This is a genomic window from Planococcus halotolerans (assembly GCF_003289955.1).
Lineage (GTDB): Bacteria > Bacillota > Bacilli > Bacillales_A > Planococcaceae > Planococcus > Planococcus halotolerans.
Genome location: NZ_QLZR01000006.1, coordinates 129668 through 151197, shown reverse-complemented (window position 1 = coordinate 151197; position 21530 = coordinate 129668). Strand labels below are relative to the sequence as shown.

General features: G+C 46.4%; 24 protein-coding genes and 1 riboswitch. Of the genes, 23 read left to right on the top strand and 1 reads right to left on the bottom strand.

Annotation, left to right across the window (positions count from 1 at the left end):
- Window positions 1-2 precede the first annotated feature (2 nt).
- Window positions 3-854, bottom strand: a complete 852-nt coding sequence (locus DP120_RS14225) for a flagellar hook-basal body protein (protein ID WP_112224330.1) — start codon at window positions 852-854, stop codon at window positions 3-5.
- Window positions 855-1066: 212 nt separating this feature from the next.
- Window positions 1067-1151, top strand: a riboswitch (cyclic di-GMP riboswitch).
- Window positions 1152-1240: 89 nt separating this feature from the next.
- Between DP120_RS14225 and flgB the strand changes: the two genes are divergently transcribed.
- The 23 genes from flgB to DP120_RS14110 all read left to right on the top strand — a co-directional run bounded on the left by flgB (window position 1241) and on the right by DP120_RS14110 (window position 21514).
- Window positions 1241-1642 (top strand): flagellar basal body rod protein FlgB, encoded by a 402-nt coding sequence (gene flgB / locus DP120_RS14220; RefSeq protein WP_112224329.1) that lies wholly within the window; start codon window positions 1241-1243, stop codon window positions 1640-1642.
- A gap of 5 nt (window positions 1643-1647) precedes the next feature.
- Window positions 1648-2103 (top strand): flagellar basal body rod protein FlgC, encoded by a 456-nt coding sequence (gene flgC / locus DP120_RS14215; RefSeq protein ID WP_112224328.1) that lies wholly within the window; start codon window positions 1648-1650, stop codon window positions 2101-2103.
- A gap of 66 nt (window positions 2104-2169) precedes the next feature.
- Window positions 2170-2466, top strand: a complete 297-nt coding sequence (gene fliE, locus DP120_RS14210) for a flagellar hook-basal body complex protein FliE (RefSeq protein ID WP_084243338.1) — start codon at window positions 2170-2172, stop codon at window positions 2464-2466.
- A gap of 25 nt (window positions 2467-2491) precedes the next feature.
- Window positions 2492-4129: a flagellar basal-body MS-ring/collar protein FliF gene (gene fliF / locus DP120_RS14205; protein ID WP_112224327.1), complete on the top strand. Its 1638-nt coding sequence runs from the start codon at window positions 2492-2494 to the stop codon at window positions 4127-4129.
- Between the two features lie 11 nt (window positions 4130-4140).
- Window positions 4141-5154 (top strand): flagellar motor switch protein FliG, encoded by a 1014-nt coding sequence (gene fliG, locus DP120_RS14200; protein WP_112224326.1) that lies wholly within the window; start codon window positions 4141-4143, stop codon window positions 5152-5154.
- A complete protein-coding gene (locus DP120_RS14195; RefSeq protein ID WP_112224325.1) occupies window positions 5147-5944 on the top strand; it encodes a FliH/SctL family protein in 798 nt (265 codons plus the stop codon). Before fliG ends, DP120_RS14195 begins: the two co-directional genes overlap by 8 nt.
- Window positions 5925-7247: a flagellar protein export ATPase FliI gene (gene fliI / locus DP120_RS14190; RefSeq protein WP_112224389.1), complete on the top strand. Its 1323-nt coding sequence runs from the start codon at window positions 5925-5927 to the stop codon at window positions 7245-7247. Before DP120_RS14195 ends, fliI begins: the two co-directional genes overlap by 20 nt.
- Window positions 7244-7711 (top strand): flagellar export protein FliJ, encoded by a 468-nt coding sequence (gene fliJ, locus DP120_RS14185; RefSeq protein WP_112224324.1) that lies wholly within the window; start codon window positions 7244-7246, stop codon window positions 7709-7711. Before fliI ends, fliJ begins: the two co-directional genes overlap by 4 nt.
- A 32-nt stretch (window positions 7712-7743) precedes the next feature.
- Window positions 7744-9096: a flagellar hook-length control protein FliK gene (locus DP120_RS14180; protein WP_133257398.1), complete on the top strand. Its 1353-nt coding sequence runs from the start codon at window positions 7744-7746 to the stop codon at window positions 9094-9096.
- A gap of 19 nt (window positions 9097-9115) precedes the next feature.
- Window positions 9116-9586 (top strand): flagellar hook capping FlgD N-terminal domain-containing protein, encoded by a 471-nt coding sequence (locus tag DP120_RS14175; protein ID WP_112224322.1) that lies wholly within the window; start codon window positions 9116-9118, stop codon window positions 9584-9586.
- 42 nt (window positions 9587-9628) lie between these two features.
- A complete protein-coding gene (locus tag DP120_RS14170) occupies window positions 9629-10432 on the top strand; it encodes a flagellar hook-basal body complex protein (RefSeq protein ID WP_112224321.1) in 804 nt (267 codons plus the stop codon).
- 52 nt (window positions 10433-10484) lie between these two features.
- Entirely contained in the window at window positions 10485-10700 is a 216-nt protein-coding gene (locus DP120_RS14165) for a flagellar FlbD family protein (RefSeq protein WP_112224320.1), read from the top strand.
- A 13-nt stretch (window positions 10701-10713) separates the two neighbouring features.
- Complete coding sequence (fliM, locus tag DP120_RS14160) at window positions 10714-11706, top strand: flagellar motor switch protein FliM (protein WP_112224319.1); 993 nt, start codon at window positions 10714-10716, stop codon at window positions 11704-11706.
- Window positions 11693-12760: a flagellar motor switch phosphatase FliY gene (gene fliY / locus DP120_RS14155; RefSeq protein WP_112224318.1), complete on the top strand. Its 1068-nt coding sequence runs from the start codon at window positions 11693-11695 to the stop codon at window positions 12758-12760. The genes fliM and fliY overlap by 14 nt, the downstream gene beginning before the upstream one ends.
- 26 nt (window positions 12761-12786) lie before the next feature.
- Window positions 12787-13449 (top strand): flagellar biosynthetic protein FliO, encoded by a 663-nt coding sequence (locus tag DP120_RS14150; protein WP_165843812.1) that lies wholly within the window; start codon window positions 12787-12789, stop codon window positions 13447-13449.
- Window positions 13446-14135: a flagellar type III secretion system pore protein FliP gene (gene fliP, locus DP120_RS14145; RefSeq protein ID WP_112224317.1), complete on the top strand. Its 690-nt coding sequence runs from the start codon at window positions 13446-13448 to the stop codon at window positions 14133-14135. The genes DP120_RS14150 and fliP overlap by 4 nt, the downstream gene beginning before the upstream one ends.
- A gap of 321 nt (window positions 14136-14456) precedes the next feature.
- Window positions 14457-14726 (top strand): flagellar biosynthesis protein FliQ, encoded by a 270-nt coding sequence (gene fliQ, locus DP120_RS14140; protein WP_112224316.1) that lies wholly within the window; start codon window positions 14457-14459, stop codon window positions 14724-14726.
- Window positions 14727-14736: 10 nt separating this feature from the next.
- On the top strand, window positions 14737-15516 hold the full coding sequence (gene fliR, locus DP120_RS14135) for a flagellar biosynthetic protein FliR (protein ID WP_112224315.1): 780 nt from the start codon (window positions 14737-14739) through the stop codon (window positions 15514-15516).
- Window positions 15517-16605: a flagellar biosynthesis protein FlhB gene (gene flhB, locus DP120_RS14130; protein WP_112224314.1), complete on the top strand. Its 1089-nt coding sequence runs from the start codon at window positions 15517-15519 to the stop codon at window positions 16603-16605.
- Between the two features lie 34 nt (window positions 16606-16639).
- Window positions 16640-18697: a flagellar biosynthesis protein FlhA gene (gene flhA, locus DP120_RS14125; protein WP_112224313.1), complete on the top strand. Its 2058-nt coding sequence runs from the start codon at window positions 16640-16642 to the stop codon at window positions 18695-18697.
- Complete coding sequence (gene flhF / locus DP120_RS14120; RefSeq protein WP_112224312.1) at window positions 18697-19851, top strand: flagellar biosynthesis GTPase FlhF; 1155 nt, start codon at window positions 18697-18699, stop codon at window positions 19849-19851. The genes flhA and flhF overlap by 1 nt, the downstream gene beginning before the upstream one ends.
- Window positions 19844-20701, top strand: a complete 858-nt coding sequence (locus DP120_RS14115; RefSeq protein ID WP_112224311.1) for a MinD/ParA family protein — start codon at window positions 19844-19846, stop codon at window positions 20699-20701. Before flhF ends, DP120_RS14115 begins: the two co-directional genes overlap by 8 nt.
- Before the next feature lie 36 nt (window positions 20702-20737).
- Window positions 20738-21514: a FliA/WhiG family RNA polymerase sigma factor gene (locus tag DP120_RS14110; RefSeq protein WP_112224310.1), complete on the top strand. Its 777-nt coding sequence runs from the start codon at window positions 20738-20740 to the stop codon at window positions 21512-21514.
- Window positions 21515-21530: the final 16 nt, after the last annotated feature.

The following is a 21530-nucleotide window of genomic DNA, read 5'->3' as shown; positions in this document are numbered from 1 at the left end:
CATTATACACGGCCGATTTCATTGACCGCTTTTTCCATACTGCGGTCATAGGCCTGGATTATTTTCTGGTTTGATTCGAATCCGCGGTAAGTTTTCATCATATCGGTCATAGTCTGCGTTAGATCAACATTCGATTGTTCAATATATCCTTGCTGAACAAGGGGGCCGGTATTGCCGAGCCCGGCAAGTTCAATCGACACGGGAGCCAAGGCGGGATCGCCGGCCCAGCGCAGAAGATTCTGGCCTTCTTTGATAAATTGTTGCGGATTTTCGGTATAAGATAAAAATAGGGAATTATTTACAGTTCCGTCGGCCAATGTAACTTGTCCACCTTCACCGATAGTAAATTCAGTGGAATTGACCTGAATAGGCTGTAAGTTTTGATTCAAAACGTTGAATCCTTCAGCTGTTGTCAGGAATCCGGCATCGTCAACAGTAAATTGTCCGTTTTGGGTATAGCGGATTTCATTGTTCGGCAGCGACACGGCAAAGCTTACAGCCCCTTGCTGTCCAGTCTCCGGGTTGATTGGAAGTGACGAACTGAGCAAGGCTAAATCTGTAGAATTTCCTGTATTTTTTAAAGCGCCTTGTGTGAAAGAAGGAATTCCTTCCTGCGTATAAACTCCTGTATGAAGTGTACCGATATGTTTTTGCGAAGCTGGAAGTTTTGCTCCTCCAACTGTAGTTCCACCGGATTCCATTGCTTTGATTAATTGGGCAGGAAATGCGCGCATGACGGATTGGTCTTTTTTGAAACCAGGGGTCATGGCATTTGCCAAGTTGTTTGTCAGCACTTGCTGCTGTCTGTTGTTCGCCATCATCCCTGATGTGGCGGTGTATAAACCACGAAACATTGTTCGATCTCTTCCTCTCGAGAAAATAAGATTAATATGCGTAAGCATAACATTTTATTGACAATATTGACAAGCTTATTGGAAAATAAAACCATAAAAAATTTTTTAATCAAAAATATACAATTTTTTATTTATGTGATACTATAACTTGGAACTTAAATTTGAAAATGATAGAAAAGTAGGAGTTTGAAAGTAGAAAGTAATAAAACCTATCCTGAAAAAGGCAAACTTTTTGAAAGAAAAGGACGCAAAACCACGGGCCTAAGTATTTGTTTATAAGGCAGCCGGGTCACCGGAAGATGGAAGCTGTGAAGCTTGTCCACCTTTATTGAGGGTGGATTTTTATTTGCAGCAATGAATGCATATTTATAGTAGGAGGAAGGAAATTGAATCTCATTTCACCCACAATCCAGTCGCTGGAAAGGGCTTTATCAACTTCAGCCCTAAAGCAGCAGACACATACGGCGAATATAGCGAATGTGGATACGCCGGGTTACAAAGCCAAACAAGTCGATTTTGAAACCGCGTTGAAAAATGCTTCCAGCAAGCAGGCACTGTCGAGTTATAAGACTGATGCGAAACATATTGCATTCAGCAATGAATCCTCGCAATTTGATCCGAGGGTCACAGTCAATGAAAATTCGGAGTATAAAATTAACGGCAATAATGTCGACATGGATGTCGAAATGGCGGAGTTGGCGAAAAACCAGCTTCTATATAATGCAGTAACCGACAGAATCAGCGGGAAATTCCGCAGCCTGAGTTCTGTCATCAGTGGAGGGAGATAATTCGAATGAGCTTATTCAACAGTTTTAATATCAGCGCGTCCGGCCTGACGGCGAACCGACTCCGGATGGATGTGGTATCTGCCAATATTGCAAACGCGGAAACGACGCGGTCGCAAATGGTTAACGGCGAATGGACACCTTATCGCCGGAAAACAGTGGAATTGACGCAAAGCGGTGTTTCACCGTTTGAGCAGAAATTGCAGTCGATGATGGGCAACGGAAACAATGCTGTATCGGGTGTATCGGTATCACGAATTAAAGAAGATGACGCGCCTTTCACATTAAATTACGATCCGAGCCATCCGGATGCGGATGAAAACGGCTATGTACAGTTGCCGAATGTCGATCCAATCAAAGAAATGGTCGACTTGATGTCGGCAACGCGATCATATGAAGCGAACGTGACTGCGCTGAACGCATCAAAAAGCATGTTCATGAAAGCTTTGGAAATTGGGAAGTAATTCACTTCCGGAGATACTAAATTATTTAAGTTACTTCTATAAAGAAACAAACCTGGGGGAAATACGATGAATCCAATTAATCAGATACAGACACCGTTTATACAAGGTTTGACTAATCCGATCGCGAAGCCTGAAAACAAAGTAGAAGGTTTTGGTGAGATTTTCAAACAAGCGATACAGAATGTCAATCAGACACAAAAAGCATCCGATAAGCTGACAAGTGATCTGGCAACCGGGCAGGTTGAAAATATCCACGAAGTGATGATCGCTTCGGAGAAAGCGAGTCTTTCACTCGAGCTGACGATGCAAGTGCGCAATAAAGTAGTGGAAGCTTACCAAGAAGTAATGAGAATGCAAGTATGATTCTGGCAAATAGGATGAGTGATCGATGAAAGAGAAGTTTAGTGCTTATAAGACAAAAGTCAGTGAGACCTGGGGAAATATTTCTCCAAAGATAAGATGGACGATAATCGGATCGTTTTTTGTTACTTTCCTGCTGTTGCTCGTTTTCATATTTCTTGGTTCCAAATCGGATATGACGCCGTTGTATTCGAACTTATCACCGGCTGAAACAGGTGAAATTAAGGCGGCGATTGAAGCGCAGGGGATATTGACGGAAGTCTCGTCAGACGGCAAGACAATCAGTGTACCGCCAGAAGAAGTGGCAAACTTGAAAGTCAGTTTAGCCGCTGAAGGAATCCCGAAGAACGGCAATGTGAATTACAGCATTTTCAGTGACAATATGGGGCTGGGCATGACTGACCGCCATTTTGATGTTGTTGAACGGGATGCGATGCAAAACGAATTGGCCATGCTGATCCGCCAGATTGATGGCGTAACGGATGCCAATGTGATGATTACACTGCCAAAGGAAAATGTGTGGCTGACGGATGATGAACAGGTAGCGACAGCTTCTGTAGTCATTAAAGGCGAGCCTTCATTTCAATTAGATCAAAAGCAAGTCAATGGCTTGTATCACCTGATCAGCAAGAGTGTTCCGAGTCTGCCATCAGATCAGATCGTTATCATGGATCAGAACGGACAGACTTTCACCATGGAAGACGAAAAGGCTGCTGATACGACTTTGACGGTGTACCAGCAACAGCGCGATATCAAACAGGATATCGAAAAAGATATTCAGAAAGAATTACAGCAGATGCTCGGTTTATTGCTTGGGCGCGATAAAGTCGTTGTGTCGGTAATGGCGAGTGTGGATTTTACGAAAGAAAAACGCGAAGAACAATTGGTTGAGCCAGTTAATGAAGAAACGGGCGAAGGCATTGATATCAGCGTGGAACGAATTGTTGAAACCTATTCCAGTGAAGGCGCGGCAGTAGAAGACGCTGCGGGTACTGGAGATAGTGAGATTGCCAATTATCCAGCTGCAGGTGCAGGCGGGAACAGTGAATCGGAAAGAACGGAAGAGCGCATCAACCGCGAAGTAAACCGGATTCACCGCCAAATCGAATTGAGCCCTTATGTGATTGATGATATTACGATCAATGTCGGTGTTGAACCACCGGTACCTGGTAATCCTGATAGCCTGACGCTTGAAACGGTCGGCGATATCCGGAATCTGCTGGGCAACACGGTCAGTGCCGCACTCAGCATGAATGGCGCTGAAGTCAACGAGCTTGAACTGGATGATCGTATTTCGGTCTTTGCTACAGAGTTCCAGGGCAAAACGGTCGTAGAAGCTGAAGACCCGATTGATAATTGGTTCGGCACGATTCCAAACAGTCTTTTATTGATTGCCGGAGCAGCTGTTGCGCTGATTTTAATCATCGGAAGCCTGATTTTTGTTCTAATGAGAAGAAAACGTGAAGTAATCGAAGAGGATTACGGCTTTGATATGTTTGAACAGCCTGTAACGCCGATAGGATCCCTGGAGGAAGAGGAGAAAGAAATCGATCTTTCGGAATTTGACTCAAGATCGAATCCGAAACGGAAGACGATTGAAAAACTGGCAAAAGGCCGTCCGGAAGATTTCACGAAATTATTGCGTACTTGGATGTCGGAAGAGTAGGAGTGTAACTTGTGGTTAAAGGTGCTAAAGAATTAACCGGCGTACAAAAAGTAGCCGTATTACTGGTAGGACTGGGTCCGGATGTCGCTGTTGAGATATTCAAACAGCTGACGGAACCGGAAATCGACCAATTGACGATGGAAATTTCAAATGTGCGACAGTTGAAAAGCAGCCAGACAGAAAAAGTGATAGATGAATTTTACGAAATGGTACTTGGCCAGGACTTTATGGATGAAGGCGGGCTCGAGTATGCAAGAGGTATTTTGGAGAAGGCTTTAGGGAAAGACCGTGCGATGGATACAATTGGGCGTCTGACGAGCAGGCTTCATGTCAAACCATTCAATTTTGCGAGAAAAGCAGATCCGAATCAGCTTTTCAACATCCTCCAGCATGAACATTCTCAGACAATAGCACTTGTACTGTCCTATCTGGATTCAAGGCAGTCATCGCAGGTCATTGCTCAGCTTCCGCCGGCTAAACAGGCGGAAGTAGCGAAGCGGATCGCTTTGATGGAAAGCACATCACCGGAAGTAATCCATCAGGTGGAACAGATTATCGAACGCAAGCTGTCAGCTTCCGGAGCGCAGGATTACACAGCTACCGGCGGTGTCGAAGCGATTGTCCAGGTATTGAATAACGTGGACAGAGGAACTGAAAAAGCGATTCTTACCGAGTTGGAAATCGACAGCCCGGATCTTGTCGCTGAAATCAAGAAACGGATGTTTGTTTTCGAAGACATCGTTACACTCGAAACACGCTCGATTCAGCGCGTTATCCGCGAAGTATCGGATGCAGATCTGACATTTGCATTGAAAGTGGCAAACGAAGATGTCAAAGAAGGCATATTCTCAAATATGTCTGCACGAAGAGCGGAAGTTATTCGCGATGAAATCGACGTTATGGGTCCTGTGAAACTGAAAGATGTGGAAAATGCGCAAACGAATATTGTCGCATTGGTTCGCAGCCTTGAAGAAAAAGGCGAAATCATGGTGTCCCGCGGAGATGGAGATGAGCTGATTGTCTAATGTCATCCGCTATCATCACGGGAAACCTGTCGAAACAAAAATACTCAAGACGAAAAAGATAGAGTTCCGGAATATCCAGGAGCCCGAAGACGAAAAAGATCCTGAACAGCAAATATTGTCCGTAAAGCAAGAAATCGCGGCTTTATTAGCCCAGAAAAATGAGTTGGAAAATGAGCTGCAGGAGAAGCAGCAGCAAGCACAGACCGACATTGAATTCTGGTGGGAGCAGGCGCGGACAGAAGCCCAAGCTGAAGCGGAACGCCTTGCAGATGTGGCAACGGCGCAAGGATTTGAGACTGGCAAACAGCAGGGTTATCTCCAAGCCGAAGAAGACTTCAAGGAAAAGCGGCTCGAAATGGAAGAGCTGATCCGGGAAGCCTATAGCGAAAAATCGAAAATCGTACAGGAAGCGGAAACGTTTCTTCTGTCATTAAGTGTCCGCATTGCTGAACGTGTGATTAAAGAAGAGTTAAAGCAGCATGAAGAGCAGCTTTTGAATATTGTTAAGCAAGCTTTAAAGCATATCGAAGAAGCCGAAGACATCAACATGCAAGTGTCTTTGGACGATTACCCGGTATTATTACCCTTCCTGGAAGAGCTTAAAACCTATGTAAGGGCAGATTGTGAATTAAAAATGATTCCAGTGGCAAATGTCGAAGCCGGCGGCTGCATGCTGCATACGCCAAGCGGCTCTTATGACGTGACCATCGACAGCCAATTGGAAGAAATCAAAAAGCATTTACTCGCTTATTGTGAGGAGAAAACAAATGATGAACCAGCGGAAAGATGAATACCTGGCTCTGATTGATGAAGTGGAACCGATTAAAAAGCACGGCAAGGTTGTGCAGGTCATCGGATTGACCATCGAATCCAAAGGCCCGAACGCCAAAATCGGTGAAATATGTTTGCTGTATCCGAATCATTACGAAAAGCCGATTGAAGCCGAAGTGGTTGGATTCCGTGAAAATAAATTGATGCTGATGCCGTTGAATGATATTTCCCAGATCGGGCCAGGTTGTCTGGTAGTGGCAACAGGTGTGCCGCTGCAGATAAAAATCGGACCATCGATTCTCGGAAAAGTTCTGGACGGCACAGGAAATCCTTTGGATGAAACACGGTTGCCGAAAGGGCTCAAGAAATACTCGACGAACAACACGCCGCCGAATCCGTTGCAGCGTCCGAGAATCGAAAAGCCGTTGGAAGTTGGTGTCCGCGCAATTGATGGACTCCTCACTGTCGGACAAGGCCAGCGCATCGGCGTATTCGCCGGAAGCGGCGTCGGCAAAAGTACGCTGCTCGGGATGATTGCACGGAATACGGAAGCGGATGTCAATGTCATTGCGTTGATCGGTGAACGTGGACGCGAAGTGCGCGACTTTATCGAACGCGACCTTGGTCCGGAAGGTCTTAAGAAATCGGTCATCGTGGCGGCGACTTCGGACCAGACCCCGCTGCAGCGCATCAAAGGCGCAATGACAGCGACCACCATCGCGGAATATTTCCGGGATCAAGGGAAAAACGTCATGCTGATGATGGATTCGGTCACGCGCTTTGCGATGGCGCAGCGTGAAGTCGGGCTTGCGGTAGGTGAGCCGCCGACCAGTAAAGGTTATACGCCGAGTGTCTTTGCTTTATTGCCAAAATTACTGGAGCGCTCGGGGACTTCGGCCAAAGGATCAATCACCGCGTTTTATACGGTATTGGTCGACGGCGACGACATGAACGAACCGATTGCGGATGCAGTCCGCGGGATATTGGACGGGCATATTGTGCTGGACCGTAAAATCGCGCAAAAAGGACAGTTTCCAGCCATTAATGTTATGGCCAGCGTCAGCCGCGTCATGCACGAAGTCGTCAGCACAGAACACCAGAAAGCGGCTGTCGAATTCAAAAAAATGCTGTCGGCATATGATTCGGCAGAGGATCTGATTAATATCGGAGCCTATAAGGCGGGTGCCAATAAAGAGATAGACCAGGCCATACGCTCTTATCCACTTATCAAAGATTATCTGCAACAGGATATTTATGAAAACACCACGCTTGATGCAAGCATCGAAAAATTGACAGAGCAATTTGGGGGGACTAAGAATTGACGCAATTCAATTTCCGATTTCAGAAAATCCTTGAACTGAAAGAGAACGAAAAAGGCTTTGCCCAGGTACAGATGGCTGACGCGATAAAAAAAGAGCAGGCGGGCTATCAGAAAAGCAGAGCGATTACAGACAAACTGGCGGAAGCAGAACATCTCAAAAGAGAAAAGCAGCAAGGCGGCATCAATGTCGGCGAGTTGCAGAAGCTTGAAATGTACATAAACCAGCTGCAGGAGCAATCCATGGTTACCAACCGGGAACTGGAATTCCTTCAGGGCAATGTCACAAGAACGCAGAACCAGCTGCAGCAGAAAGCGCAGGAAGAAAAGACTTGGGGCAGCCTGAAAGAACAGGAGCTCAGCAAGTTTCAGGACGAGAAGAAAGTGCAGGAACAGAATTTCTTCGACGAACTGGCGAGCACCCGTTTTTACCGAACATCGAAAGCCATTACAGCTGAAAGAGGGTGAATCCAATAAATATCGCAAGTTCAGTATCTACTATGACTGTAAAGCAATCTGGCGAATCAGCGTCCGCCAAAGCTGAAGCTCCGGCGGCTGAAGGTTCGAAAGCTTTCTCAAGCCTGTTCCAATCATTGGCGGGCGGCGCGAAGCAAAGCGACAGCTCAGACCAGGCGTTGCCGAAGCAATTGCTTAAAAAGATTGAAGACATGCTTGCCGCTCTGCAGGAGCAGCCTGTTGAAGAACTTTCAGAAGAACAGCAAAAGCTTATGTATGAATTGATGCAATTGGTCAATTTGCAGCCGGCAAGAAAAGAAGGAACGATTCTAGTTGATACAACAGGAAAGAGAAAATTCACACCGATTAACACGGATGCTGAAAAGCAGGTGATACCAAAAGAAGTTCAGTCGAAGTTAATCGAGTTGGTTAAAAAGCTAAGTGATATTTTGCCGGCAACTACAACTGCTGATACAAAAAAGTTCGACGCCAGCATGAGTTTAATGGGGGTCGAAGGAAAAACTATCGCGATGGATGCTGAAAAAATCGAAAAGATAGCCAATAAAATCCTGGAAATCACTGGTTCACTCGCTGATAGCGGAAAAAAAGTTTCAGCAGCGGCCGCTCAACCTGAACAGGCAGCAAAAATCGGTGCAGTCGTCCCAGCCGAATCAGATAAACAGATGAAAGTCGCTGGAGAAACCAAAAGCGTAGACGCGGATGAAGCGCAGGCAGCCAAAGCGCAAACTTCTGCCGCTGTTGTCATTGCGGGTCGAAGCGACGGAGGACAGCAACAGGAAGCTTCACAGCAGGATGACACCAAGCAGAGCCTGACGCAAACTGCTGCTTCCGCAGACACAGCAAAATCAACTACTGCGCCTGCGCAGGCAACTCAACCGGTGCAGGCCAGATCAGAGCCTCCAATTATGCCGGCTCCGGTGGTACGGATGAATAACCTGACCGAAGAATTGGGTGAGGTATTCAAAAATTCGATGCGCATGAGCACAACCGGTGAAAGTACCCAAATCAAAGTGAATATTTCACCGGATCATTTAGGCCATCTGGATATTCGGCTGACAGAAACGAACGGCAAAATCGCCGCACAGATTTTCACGAGCAGCATGGCGGCGAAAGATGCCTTGGATCTTCAGCTGAATCAGCTTCGGAGCACATTGATCCAGCAAGGCTTGACGGTTGAAAAGATTGAAGTTGTGCAAAATAACTCACAGCAATCACTCGGCCAGCAAAATGCCCAATCCGAGCAGCGATTCACACAACAGCAGCGACAGAATAACGCCGGCCGCGAAAGCAATGGCTATCAGCAGATAGAAGAAAAAACAGCAGTGCAGCGAAGCCACCTCGACTCGGGAATGATGAAAGTGGATTACACAGTTTAACAAGAAAAGAGGTGTTCTGATGAACGTTACAAATACATCGACTGCTAATGTGATGGCGGGGACAGCGGCAAAAACGTCTGATCCGCAAAATACGCTGGGCCAGGATGCTTTCCTAAAGATTCTCGTTACGCAGATGAAGCACCAGGATCCGATGGAACCATTGAAAGACACTGAATTTATCGGGCAGATGGCACAGTTCAGCAGCTTGGAGCAATTGACGAACTTGAACAAGACGATGACTAATTTTGCCGCTGGTTCTAGCAACAATCAAACATTGGCAGATCACGCAAACCTGATCGGCACTTCGATCGATTGGTCTTATGAAGTAGATAGCCAGATGGAAACGGGCCAGGGAATTGTAAAAGCTTTATCGAGCAAAAACGGCGAACTGACGATTGAACTTCTGGACAGCGACAAGAAAATTCCACTCACAGCAATCAACCGGATTGAAATGAATACAGAAATTAAAAACGACCACGAGATTGTCTGATTCCAACTGGGATACGGACAATACTTGAAAGGGGAAAACTAAATGTTACGTTCAATGTACGCAGGTGTGTCAGGTATGAAAGGTTTCCAAACGAAGCTAGATGTCATCGGTAATAATATTTCCAACGTCAATACAATCGGGTACAAAAAAAGCACAATCAACTTCCAGGATTTATTGAGCCAGAATATGTCCGGTGGAGGAGCTAACCCGATGCAAGTCGGTCTTGGATCTTCAACAGGAGCGATCAATGTAAACCACAACGCCGGATCTTCTATGACGACAGGCGTTGGGACGGACCTGGCAATGATGGGCGACGGCTTCTTCATTGTGCAAGACCCGGAAGCTGCAGGACAAGATGGCCAATACTTGACGCGTGCCGGTAATTTCACGGTAACTGAAGATGGACGTCTTGTTACTTCGCAAGGATACAATGTACTTGGTTTTCCTGCTGCAGGAGGAGCGGCTGCTCCAATTACGATTGATCAGGGAACATATAATTCATTCAGTGTTAACCGGACAGGCGAAGTTATTGGGAAAGAACCAAATGGTGATGAAACAGTTCTTTTTAATCTCGCTATTTCAAATCCTGAAAACCCGACGGGCCTTAACAAATTTGGTGGTTCCCTGTATGAAATGACTGGACTGGCCAGTGCAGATGGCATCAACCCTCAAACAGTGGCAGGTGCAAACACATCCATCGCATCCGGCATGCTTGAAATGTCCAACGTTGACCTAACGGAAGAGTTCACTGAAATGATTATTGCACAACGTGGATTCCAAGCAAACTCACGCACGATCACTACTTCTGATGAAATTCTTCAAGAAGTTGTTAACTTGAAACGATAATAAAGGAGGGCGGCCTGAGGGAAGCTGAGCTTCCCTCGATAGGCGCTTTTATATGATCCTATTGACGAAATTAAATCAGACGCCGTTTACCATAAATGCGGTTTATATCGAAAGAGTCGAAGCTACACCGGATACAGTGGTGACACTGGTGTCGGGCAAGAAAATCCACGTTCTGGAGTCAGTCGGAGAAGTCACGGATAAAGTGACAGCCTATTATCAGCAGATCAGCATTTTGCCGACAATCCAAAAGCCTGACCCGATTGAATAAGGAGGAAACATCCATGGTAGATCATTTATCAGACGAAAATATAGATGCCATTCTTTCCTCCATTAAAAAAGAGAAGCCTGCACCTTATAAGATCGGCAAAGAACGTACAGTGAACAATTATGACTTCAAAAAAGCATTGCGGTTTTCACAAGACCAGATCCGGACATTGACGCGGATCCATGAAAACTTCGCGCGCTTGCTGACTTCTTATTTTTCTACGCAGTTACGTACATATGTCCAGCTTACGGTAACGGGAGTGGAACAATATTCGTACGAGGAATTCATCCAGAATATCGAGAAAAATTCATTGCTTGGTGTATTTGAAGCAAGCCCGCTGCCAGGCAGCATGGTGATGGAATTCTCTCCGGATGTGGCGTACGTGATGTTCGACCGTCTGCTCGGCGGGCAAGGGAATGCATTGAATAAAACAAGCGATTTGACGGAAATTGAAACTTCAATCATTGAACGGGTTTTTGTGAAGGCACTGGATTGTTTCCAGGAAGCATGGACATCGGTTATCCGGTTGTCACCGTCTTTGAAGGAAATTGAAGTAAATCCTCAATTTCTGACGATGTCACCACCGAATGAGACAGTCATCATGGTGTCGCTTCACACGAAAATCGGTGATGTAGAAGGCGTCATCAATCTGTGCCTGCCGCACCTGGTACTGGAAAAGGTGCTGCCAAAACTGTCGGCGAGGCATTGGCTGGCGAATCAGACAAAAACGAAAGAAAATCACGAAGTGGCCGCTTTGGAGAAAAAACTGCAAAGCACCAAAATGAGTGTGAAAGCGGTTCTAGGGCAATCTTCCATCAATATTGAAGATTTTCTGAATCTGAAAAACGGTGATGTGATCCGTTTGCAGGAATCCTTTTCGGATCCGGTGACGGTGCTCGTTGATGAAAAGCAGAAGTTTTTTGCTCAAGCCGGGGTTTCCAAAGGCCGTTTGGCGGTACAAATTACGGATGTTCAAACGCAGGAGGATGACAGCGATGGTAACTGGTAATTTGTCTTCAGATGAAATAAACGGCTTGTTGAACCGGGGAGAGAAGGAGGAGAAGAAAATGGCGAATACGTCACTTTCCACAATCGAAAACGAAGCGCTGACGGAATTGTTCAGCGTGGCACTCGGCAGTTCTTCGGCTGTATTGTCTATATTGCTGTCGAACCAAGTGACGGTAAGCTCACCGAAGTTGTCGGTTAAGCCGAAAACAGAAATCATGGCAAAAACGCAGGCGCCTTTCTTCGTGCTGCTCGGTGAATATACGGGTGATGTGTCAGGCATTCAATTTGTTTCGGTGAATAAAGAACAGGTGCAGGCTTTGACTGCAATGGTGGACCCGGGAAGCGCAAGCGAAGATACGGAACGCCAATTCGAAATCCTTCAGGATATCGTACAGCAGATGTATGCATCTGTTTCCCAGACATTCTCTGCTTTATTGGAATTGGAAGTCAGCCATTCCCTGTCCGGAATGGACATGGTCGAAGATCGGGAAGATTTTCCGGCAGCGAATTTTACTGCGGAAGAGTGGTTTGCTGAAGCCGCGTTTCAATTGAAAGCGCAAAACGGCCAGTACGCGGAATTCCATATGTGTATTCCGGTGCGTCTGGCAAAACAAATGGCAGGAATCTTGACCGGTTCAGGTGAAGAGGAAGTGCCGGAGGAGACACAGGATATGCAATTTGACTCGAACAATGAAAACAACGAACAGAATAAAAAAGAACAATCCGTTTCTTCACCAAGTATCCAACCAGTACAGTTTTCAAGTTTTGATGATTCAGCGGCCGCAAATACCGAACCGAACAACTTGAATATGCTGATGGATATTCCGCTTCAGGTCACAGTGGAACTGGGACGCACGAAACGGACGGTTAAAGAAATACTGGGCGTTTCTCAAGGGTCGATTATTGAACTCGACAAATTAGCGGGAGAACCAGTCGATATTTTAGTGAACAACAAATTGATAGCCGTGGGTGAAGTTGTAGTCATCGATGAAAACTTCGGGGTCCGCGTTACCGATATCCTATCTACAGAAGAACGAATCTCGAAGCTTCGCTAATACCTTTATGTAAGGAGTCTACAAGCTTGATCCAAAAAATGTCTTTATACAGTATTATGATGATCCTGCTGCTGACGCTGTCGGCAGTATGGATACCATCCGGAGCACAAGCCGCCGACCCGAAAGTCAGCGACAGCTATGACACGGACCAACCGGCAGTCGAACAGCAGGAACAACCCGCTGAAGCGGCAGCGCCGGAAGAAAAAAGTTTTATCGTGGTGATCGGCCAATTGATCTTCTACACCTTATTAATTGTCTTCATGATTTACGGCCTGATCAAATTCCTGTCGATGAAGCAGAAAAAGCTCCAGCCCAACCAAGCTGTAAAGCTGATGGGCGGAACAGCCTTAGGAAACAATAAATCCCTTCAGCTTGTAAAAGTGGGAGGACAGATTTATCTGATCGGTGTCGGCGATCAAGTGACGTTGATCAAAGAATTTACCGAAGACGATGAAATCAATGGAATCGAAAAAGACGTGGAAACCCAAGCTTCGCCATTACTGCCGAAGACGGTGACCAGTTTCATAAAAGAAAAGGTCGGCGGGCACTTGGAGAAGAACCCTTCCCAAACGAAAGGGTTTGAGCAATTGTTCAAGCAGAGTCTCGATAAACAGCGTAAAAAGCAGGACAAATTGGAATCGGATCTCAGCAAGCAGCATTCCGAGGATAAAGAAGGGCGTTTGTTATGATGGATTCTCTTCTCATGCTCGTCAACATTCCCGGAATCGATTTTGGCAACGATAATCCCGAAGACGTTTCAACTACACTGCAATTATTATTCCTGCTGACGATCTTGTCAGTGGCTCCCGGAATTTTAATCCTGATGACCAGTTTTACCCGCATCATCATCGTGCTGTCCTTTGTCCGGACCGGTCTCGGTACTCAATCGATGCCGCCGAACCAGGTATTGGTGGGACTCGCATTGTTCCTAACCTTCTTCATCATGGCTCCGATATTCTCGGAGATAAATGAAACTGCGCTTCAGCCTTATCTGGACGGAGAAATCGGACAGGAAGAAGCGATGGACTCAGCGGCATTGCCGATGAAAGAGTTTATGGCAAAACACACACGCGAAAAAGATTTAGCACTTTTTTATAAATACGCGGAAATGGAAAAGCCCGACAGCATCGCGGAAATACCGCTGACCTCGCTGATCCCGGCATTTGCCATCAGTGAGCTCAAGACAGCGTTCCAGATAGGCTTCGTCATTTTCATCCCGTTTCTGATCATCGACATGGTCGTGGCCAGCACCTTGATGGCGATGGGTATGATGATGCTGCCGCCGGTAATGATTTCATTGCCATTCAAAATTCTTTTATTCGTACTGGTCGACGGCTGGTACCTGATCATCGAATCGCTGCTGCTAAGTTTTTAGTGAAGGAAGTTAAATGAAAGAAACGGTTTTAATCCGCTTCGGCGCTTAGGACAAAGCTCCCGCAATAAGCCGAGAAGACCACTCGTCTTATTACTCCGCTCAGTCCATAGGCGCGCCGGCGCTGAAAGATATCTCTAGAGATATGGAGCAAAACAGCGAAGACGCCATGGTGACCAAGCGAAGTGCTGAGATCCACTCGGGCGAAGTGCAACGAGCCCGAGTTAGCTCAGCGCAAGCCACCAGGCAAGCGAGCTGTTTTGCGGAATATCGGCTACTAAAGATCATTAATTCAATTTGCATCGTTATGGAAGGAAGAACTCAATGACTCCAGATATGGTAATCAAACTGGCAGAACAATCGATTTATACAATCATCATTATTTCAGCGCCGATGCTGCTGATCGCATTGGGTGTCGGCCTGCTCGTCAGTGTATTTCAGGCGATGACACAGATTCAGGAACAAACCTTGGCGTTCATACCGAAAATACTCGCTGTTTTTATTTCGCTGGTTGTATTCGGACCGTGGATGCTGACAACGCTGTTGGATTATACGCGCAATCTGTTCCAAAGCCTTCCGCGAATAATCGGATAGGGAGCTTGCAATGAATTCTATTTTAGAAGTTTTGCCATATTTTTTATTAGTACTTATCCGGTTCACGAGTTTCTTTCTGATTGCACCGATTTTCTCGATGAAAGGTATGCCGAACCAATTCAAGATCGGTCTCGGCGTGTTCATTGCGCTGATAGCCGTTTCCACTCTGCCGGCTGAAGAGCCGATTGTCCTGGACGTCTATTACACGTTAATGGTCATAAAGGAAATCGGAGTTGGTCTGGCGCTCGGGTTTACAGCGGCGCTGCTGTTGTATGCGGTGCAGGTTGCCGGAGCGTTCATCGATTTTCAGATGGGCTTCGCTATTGCCAACGTCATTGATCCGCAAACCGGCGCGCAGGTGCCGATCATCGGTCACTTTAAATACATGATGGCGCTTCTTTTCATGCTGACGGTAAACGGCCATCACATGCTGCTTGATGGTGTGATGCACAGTCTGAGGCTGTTTCCGGTAGAAACAACCGCCTTCGCTTTTGAAGCAGGAGACCTTTCATCCTTTATATCGGCATTATTCGTCCAAATGTTTACCATTGCTTTGCAAATTGCTTTGCCGATTGTCGGCGCCCTGTTCCTAGTGGATGTAGCTCTCGGAATATTAGCGAAAACTGTACCGCAATTAAATATTTTTGCAGTCGGTTTTCCAGTTAAGATTTTCACCGGCTTTGTCCTGTTATTGCTGACAATGCCCATCTTCTTTTATCTTCTGCAATTTCTATTTGAAAAAATCATGATGAGCATGGCGCAATTGGTCAAGATAATGGGAGGGACATAAGTGCAGAAACGATTGGTTCTCGATCTTCAATTTTTCGCAGGTGAGAAAACAGAAAAAGCGACACCGCAGAAAAGGCAGGAGTCGAAACGCAAAGGACAGGTCGCAAAAAGTCCGGAAGTCGCTGCAGCCATGATTATGCTCGGCGGCGTCCTGTTGCTTTACTTCACCGGTGGTTGGATGCTTGACCAGATTCTTGCGATGTTCCGCATCAACCTGACGCAATTCTTTAACTGGGATCTGACACCCGCTTCCACGCGGACCCTGCTCGAACAGATGGCGTTTGAAGGATTGAAAATCATGGTCCCTATGGCGTTGATCGGCATGATTTTTGGCTTTTTCGGAAACTACATACAAATTGGCCCGATTTTCTCAACAGACCCATTGATGGCGAAACTTGAACGAATCGATCCAATCAAAGGCGCAAAAAGGATTTTCTCGGTGCGTGCCCTCGTGGAACTGGCAAAATCTTTACTTAAAATCGCTATCATCGGAACGGCGGCATTCCTTGTGTTATGGGCGTCGAAAGAAGAATTGTTTTTATTGTCCCAGCAAAGTGTGCCGCATGCCTTGAGTTTTGTCGGCGGGCTGGTCGTCAAACTGGGATTGACCGCTTCGATCATCCTCTTGTGTCTGGCGGTGCTGGATTATATGTATCAGAAATACGAGTTTGAAAAAGGAATAAAGATGTCGAAACAGGACATTAAAGATGAATACAAAAAGTCGGAAGGCGACCCGCTCATCAAGCAAAAGATCAAAGAAAAACAACGGCAGATGAGCATGAACCGGATGATCCAGGATTTGCCGAATGCGGATGTCCTTATTACAAACCCGACGCATTACGCGATCGCAATCAAATATGATGCCGAGACTATGGAAGCCCCGCAGGTCATTGCGATGGGGAAAGATCATCTGGCACTGAAAATTAAAGAAAAAGCGAAAGAACTTGATATTGTGATTATGGAAAATAAACCGCTCGCCCGCGCATTGTACGCACAAGTGGAAGTGGGCGACTACGTGCCGGAAGATCTCTTCATGGCCGTAGCCGAGGTGTTGGCATATATCTACCGTTTGAAGGGCAAGATCAGTTAAACATTCACGAAAGCAATAGGAGATGGGAAATAACTTGAAAATCAGAGATTATGCAGTCTTAGTATCCATACTTATGATCGTCGTCATGATGGTCATTCCGTTGCCGCCATTATTACTCGATATATTGATCCTCATAAATATCAGCCTAGCCATGACAATCCTGCTGGTGGCAATGAATACGAAAGAAGCGCTGCAATTCTCGATTTTCCCGACATTGCTGTTGTTGACGACGCTGTTCCGTCTTGGCTTGAATGTTTCGACGACACGATCGATTTTGACCAATCAAACCGGTGGTGAAGTGATCGAGACGTTCGGTTCATTCGTAGTCGGAGGCAGTGCCATCATTGGTATTCTGGTGTTCCTGATTCTTGTCATTATTCAATTCCTTGTTATTACGAAAGGTTCGGAACGGGTCGCGGAAGTTGCCGCCCGTTTTACACTCGATTCGATGCCCGGTAAACAGATGAGTATCGACGCCGATCTTGGCGCAGGCATGATTTCGGATATGGAAGCGAAAAACCGCCGGGAAAAAGTCAGCCAGGAAGCGGATTTCTACGGTGCCATGGATGGTGCCAGTAAATTCGTAAAAGGGGACGCTATTGCCGGGATTATCATTACAATCATCAATATCATCGGCGGATTGCTGATCGGGGTTATGGTCCACGGACTGCCGGTCGGCGAAGCAGCCAGCTTGTTCACACTCCTGTCCATCGGGGATGGTCTTGTGAGTCAGATACCGGCGCTGTTAATCTCAACTGCTATGGGTATTGTTGTAACACGCGCTGTTTCTGACGGCAACCTTGGATCGGATATCATCAAGCAGCTTTTTGCTTATCCGAAAATGATGTATGTCGTAGCGGGCACATTGATGATGATCGCTTTCCTGACACCAATCAATCCTTTCTTGATTTTGCCGGTGGCAGGGGTTATCGCATTCGCTGCATATAGAATGCAGAAAGCGTTGAACGAAGAAGAGAAATCCGAAAAAGAAGCCGTTTCCGGAGACGGCAAAGAAATTGAAGCCATGAAGAGTCCGGAAAGCGTCATCGACCTTCTTCATGTTGATGCCATTGAGTTTGAATTCGGCTATGGGTTAATCCCGATAGCGGATAAAAATCAGGGCGGTGATCTGCTCGACCGGGTCATCATGATCCGCCGGCAATTGGCGATGGAGCTTGGAATTGTGGTGCCGGTTATCCGCATACGCGATAATATCCAGCTCCGTCCAAACGAATACATCATCAAGATCAAAGGAAACCGCGTTGCAGCGGGTGAAATTATGCTCGACCATTATTTGGCCATGAGCCCTGGGATTGATGATGACAGCATTGAAGGCATTGAAACGATTGAACCGGCGTTTGGCATGCCTGCACTATGGGTCAATGACAGCATGAAAGAAGACGCTGAGATGGCCGGATACGCCATCGTCGATCCTCCTTCTGTCGTGTCAACGCATCTGACAGAAGTCATCAAGCGCCACGCACATGAATTGATCGGGCGACAGGAAGTGAAGTCGCTGATTGAAAATATGCGTGAAGCAAGTCCGGCAGTTGTTGAAGAATTGATTCCAAACTTAATGACCATCGGAGAAGTGCAGAAAGTGCTGATGAAACTCCTGAAAGAGAAAGTTTCCATCCGCAACTTGCTTATCATTCTCGAAACGCTGGCCGACTATTCATCGCAAACAAAAGATACAGATGTTCTGACAGAATATGTGAGACGTTCGCTGTCCCGTCAGATTACATTGCAATATGCTCCGCAGAATGAAGCCCTGAAAGTTATCACAGCAGGAGCGAGCGTCGAGAAGAAATTCGCCGAGTCGGTGCACCGTTCAGATCAAGGCAATTACTTGTCGATCGATCCGGAAACGTCCCAGCTCATATTCCAGAAAATATCCGAGCAGGCTGCGCAATTGCAGCAGACCGGCGTCCAGCCGATTTTGCTGACATCACCAGCCATCCGCATCTATATGCGTCAGTTTATCGAAGGTTTTGCACCGGATCTTCCGGTCCTGTCCTATAACGAACTCGAACCGAACATTGAGATTCAAAGCGTCGGCGTCGTCAATATCAGTGGAGGAGTAAATGTCTGATGAGATTAAAAACATATATCGTCCAGAATGTCAGTGAAGCTTTGCCGATGATCAAACGGGATTTGGGGGCTGACGCTTTAATCCTGAATACGAAAAAAGTGAAGACAGGCGGCTTTATCGGGTTTTTCCAGAAAGAAAGACTCGAAGTCACAGCCGCTGTAGAAGCGCAGCCGAAGAAGAAGAAAGCAGCGAGCAATGAACAGCAGGAAGCTGCATCGGATTCCCAGAAAGCCTCCGTACCGGTCCAGCACAATACAGTTGCCGCGCCGGAAGCTTCAAACAATCACTTAACGGGAGACTTGATCAATGAATTGAAAGGCATCAAGCAATTCATGATGCAATCCATGCAGGAAGAGCATTTGCCGGCTTCTTTGAAACCGTTGAATCAGCGTTTGAACAGCCAGGAAGTGACGAAGGAAATCCAGTCGGAAATCCTGGCGAAGATGATGCTGACAATTGGCCAGCAACCGGATATCTCCACTGCACAGATCCACAGAATGGCCAAGACGGAAATCATCCGCCTGATCGCTTTGCATCAGCAGAAACCGGTTGTGAAGGATCCGGAAATCATTTGTTTCATCGGACCGACCGGCGTCGGCAAAACAACGACGATTGCGAAAATTGCGGCTGACCTGCTGTTGCGTGAAGGCAAAAAAGTCGGCTTGATTACATCCGATACATACCGGATTGCTGCAGTGGAGCAATTGAAAACATACGCAGGCATATTGAACATTCCGATCCAAGTGGTTGATTCAGCTGAAGACTTGAACCGCGCAATGGTTGAACTGGCTGCATGCGATATCATCCTGATGGATACGGCAGGCCGCAATTACCAGCAGAAACAATACATCGACGATCTTGAAGCACTGTTGGCTGACAAGAATAAAATCCAGATCAATCTGGTATTGAGCCTGACTTCCAAATACGAAGATATGAAAAAAATCATCGACAATTTCCAGACTATCAAAATGGACCAGTTGCTGTTGACCAAACAAGACGAGACAAGCTCATCTGGCGCGATTTTGAATCTGATCTATCATTATTCGATTCCCGTTACTTATATTGCCAATGGCCAAAATGTTCCAGATGATATATTAACGGCAACTCCTGAGTTGATCGCAAACTTTGTGCTAGGGGAAGATGACAATGATTGATCAGGCAAAACAATTGCGGGAAAAAATGATGCAGAAAAAACCGAAAAAAGAACGCAAGCAAACGCGCATAATTGCCGTAACAAGCGGCAAAGGCGGCGTCGGAAAGTCGAATTTTGCCTTGAATTTCGCTTTGAGCCTTGTTGAGCAGAACCGGAAAGTCCTGATATTCGACGTCGATTTAGGCTTTGCCAATGTCGATGTGCTGCTTGGCCGGTCACCTGAAGAATCGATTGCGACGATGGTCGAAAAAGATTTATCGATTTGGGACATCATTGAAGAAGGACCGAATGGTTTATTGTTCATTTCCGGAGGGACCGGATTCAACGAAATGTTCAAACTGGATGAAGCGAAGATGAAGAAATTCTTTGACGAACTCAGCGAAATCCAAGGACATGTCGATTACGTGATCCTCGATACCGGTGCTGGATTATCGGATGAAAACCTCCGCTTTATCCTGGCGGCAGACGACGTGATTCTTGTTACGACACCAGAACCGACATCAATCACCGATGCTTATTCCATTGTAAAGATGGTTCATGTAAAAGATCCGAATGTCCATATGAAATTGATCGTCAACCAATGCACGACTGAAAAAGAAGGTAAACAGACGGCGGATAATTTCCGCCAGGTGACGCAGCAATTTCTCGAAAAAGAAATCGGCACATTGGGTTATATTCCAAGTGACTCGAATATACCGGCGGCTGTTAAGAAACAAGTGCCGTTTCTGCTGGCATTCCCAAACACATACGCTTCTCAGGCAATGAGAAAAGTGACAGGCGAATTTCTCGACTTGCCTGTACCTTATAAGCTGGGCATCAAAGGATTCCTGCTGAAAATGCTGTTTAAATAGACGTGCCCCGGTATCAAATGAATGGTGGTGAAACGCTTGTTGAATGATAAATTATCAAAAGAGGAACTGGAACACTGGGAAGGCTGGCAGCAGGGACGTGATCCTGAAGCCGGAAATTACCTGGTCGAACGCTATATGCCGCTGGTCGATTATGTGACCCAGCGTTTCATGATAAGCCTGCCGAAAACAGTGGACAAAGATGATATACGCAGTCTGGCTTTTGAAGGGCTTCTGGACGCATTTGATAAATTCAACCTGGAGCGGGACCTGAAGTTCGAAACCTATGCAGCATGGAGAATCAAAGGCGCGATCATCGATGGCTTGCGCCATAATGACTGGCTGCCGCGTTCTGTCCGCGAAAAGGTGAAGAAAATCGAAAAGGCTTATGCGGTTCTTGAACAGGAAAACAACCATTCCGTCACAGATGCAGAAGTCAGTAAATACCTTGGCATCACAAAAGCAGAGCTCAATAAAACTGTATCGGAAGCGGCGTTATCAACGATGATTTCGATGGATGAAAATCCTGGTGAGGACAATAATCAGGTAGGTAAATACAGTATGATCGGAAACGGTGAAGCAGGGTCTCCTGAACGCCGTCTCTATGAACGGACCATCAAGGAAGCGCTCACTGCAGCGATCGGGCGCTTGCCTGAAAAGGAAAAGATCGTCGTTTCACTGTGCTATTTCGAAGACTTGAAATTGACGGAGATCGCAGAAGTTCTCGGCGTCAGTGTTTCCCGAGTCTCCCAATTGCATTCAAAAGCAATTTTGCGGCTGCATTCGGCGACGCTTTCGGTCCATGAATATTATTAAGTTGTGCAAGTTGCGG

What these genes read in the sequence shown, in the direction of transcription:
- flhF (WP_112224312.1), top strand. Translation starts at nt 18,697, where the DNA reads ATGAGATTAAAAACATATATCGTCCAGAATGTCAGTGAAGCTTTGCCG.
- fliF (WP_112224327.1), top strand. Translation starts at nt 2,492, where the DNA reads ATGAAAGAGAAGTTTAGTGCTTATAAGACAAAAGTCAGTGAGACCTGG.
- fliR (WP_112224315.1), top strand. Translation starts at nt 14,737, where the DNA reads ATGAATTCTATTTTAGAAGTTTTGCCATATTTTTTATTAGTACTTATC.
- DP120_RS14165 (WP_112224320.1), top strand. Translation starts at nt 10,485, where the DNA reads ATGATCCTATTGACGAAATTAAATCAGACGCCGTTTACCATAAATGCG.
- DP120_RS14180 (WP_133257398.1), top strand. Translation starts at nt 7,744, where the DNA reads ATGACTGTAAAGCAATCTGGCGAATCAGCGTCCGCCAAAGCTGAAGCT.
- DP120_RS14170 (WP_112224321.1), top strand. Translation starts at nt 9,629, where the DNA reads ATGTTACGTTCAATGTACGCAGGTGTGTCAGGTATGAAAGGTTTCCAA.
- fliP (WP_112224317.1), top strand. Translation starts at nt 13,446, where the DNA reads ATGATGGATTCTCTTCTCATGCTCGTCAACATTCCCGGAATCGATTTT.
- DP120_RS14115 (WP_112224311.1), top strand. Translation starts at nt 19,844, where the DNA reads ATGATTGATCAGGCAAAACAATTGCGGGAAAAAATGATGCAGAAAAAA.
- fliI (WP_112224389.1), top strand. Translation starts at nt 5,925, where the DNA reads ATGAACCAGCGGAAAGATGAATACCTGGCTCTGATTGATGAAGTGGAA.
- DP120_RS14175 (WP_112224322.1), top strand. Translation starts at nt 9,116, where the DNA reads ATGAACGTTACAAATACATCGACTGCTAATGTGATGGCGGGGACAGCG.
- DP120_RS14225 (WP_112224330.1), bottom strand. Translation starts at nt 854, where the DNA reads ATGTTTCGTGGTTTATACACCGCCACATCAGGGATGATGGCGAACAAC.
- fliM (WP_112224319.1), top strand. Translation starts at nt 10,714, where the DNA reads ATGGTAGATCATTTATCAGACGAAAATATAGATGCCATTCTTTCCTCC.
- fliQ (WP_112224316.1), top strand. Translation starts at nt 14,457, where the DNA reads ATGACTCCAGATATGGTAATCAAACTGGCAGAACAATCGATTTATACA.
- fliE (WP_084243338.1), top strand. Translation starts at nt 2,170, where the DNA reads ATGAATCCAATTAATCAGATACAGACACCGTTTATACAAGGTTTGACT.
- flgC (WP_112224328.1), top strand. Translation starts at nt 1,648, where the DNA reads ATGAGCTTATTCAACAGTTTTAATATCAGCGCGTCCGGCCTGACGGCG.
- fliY (WP_112224318.1), top strand. Translation starts at nt 11,693, where the DNA reads ATGGTAACTGGTAATTTGTCTTCAGATGAAATAAACGGCTTGTTGAAC.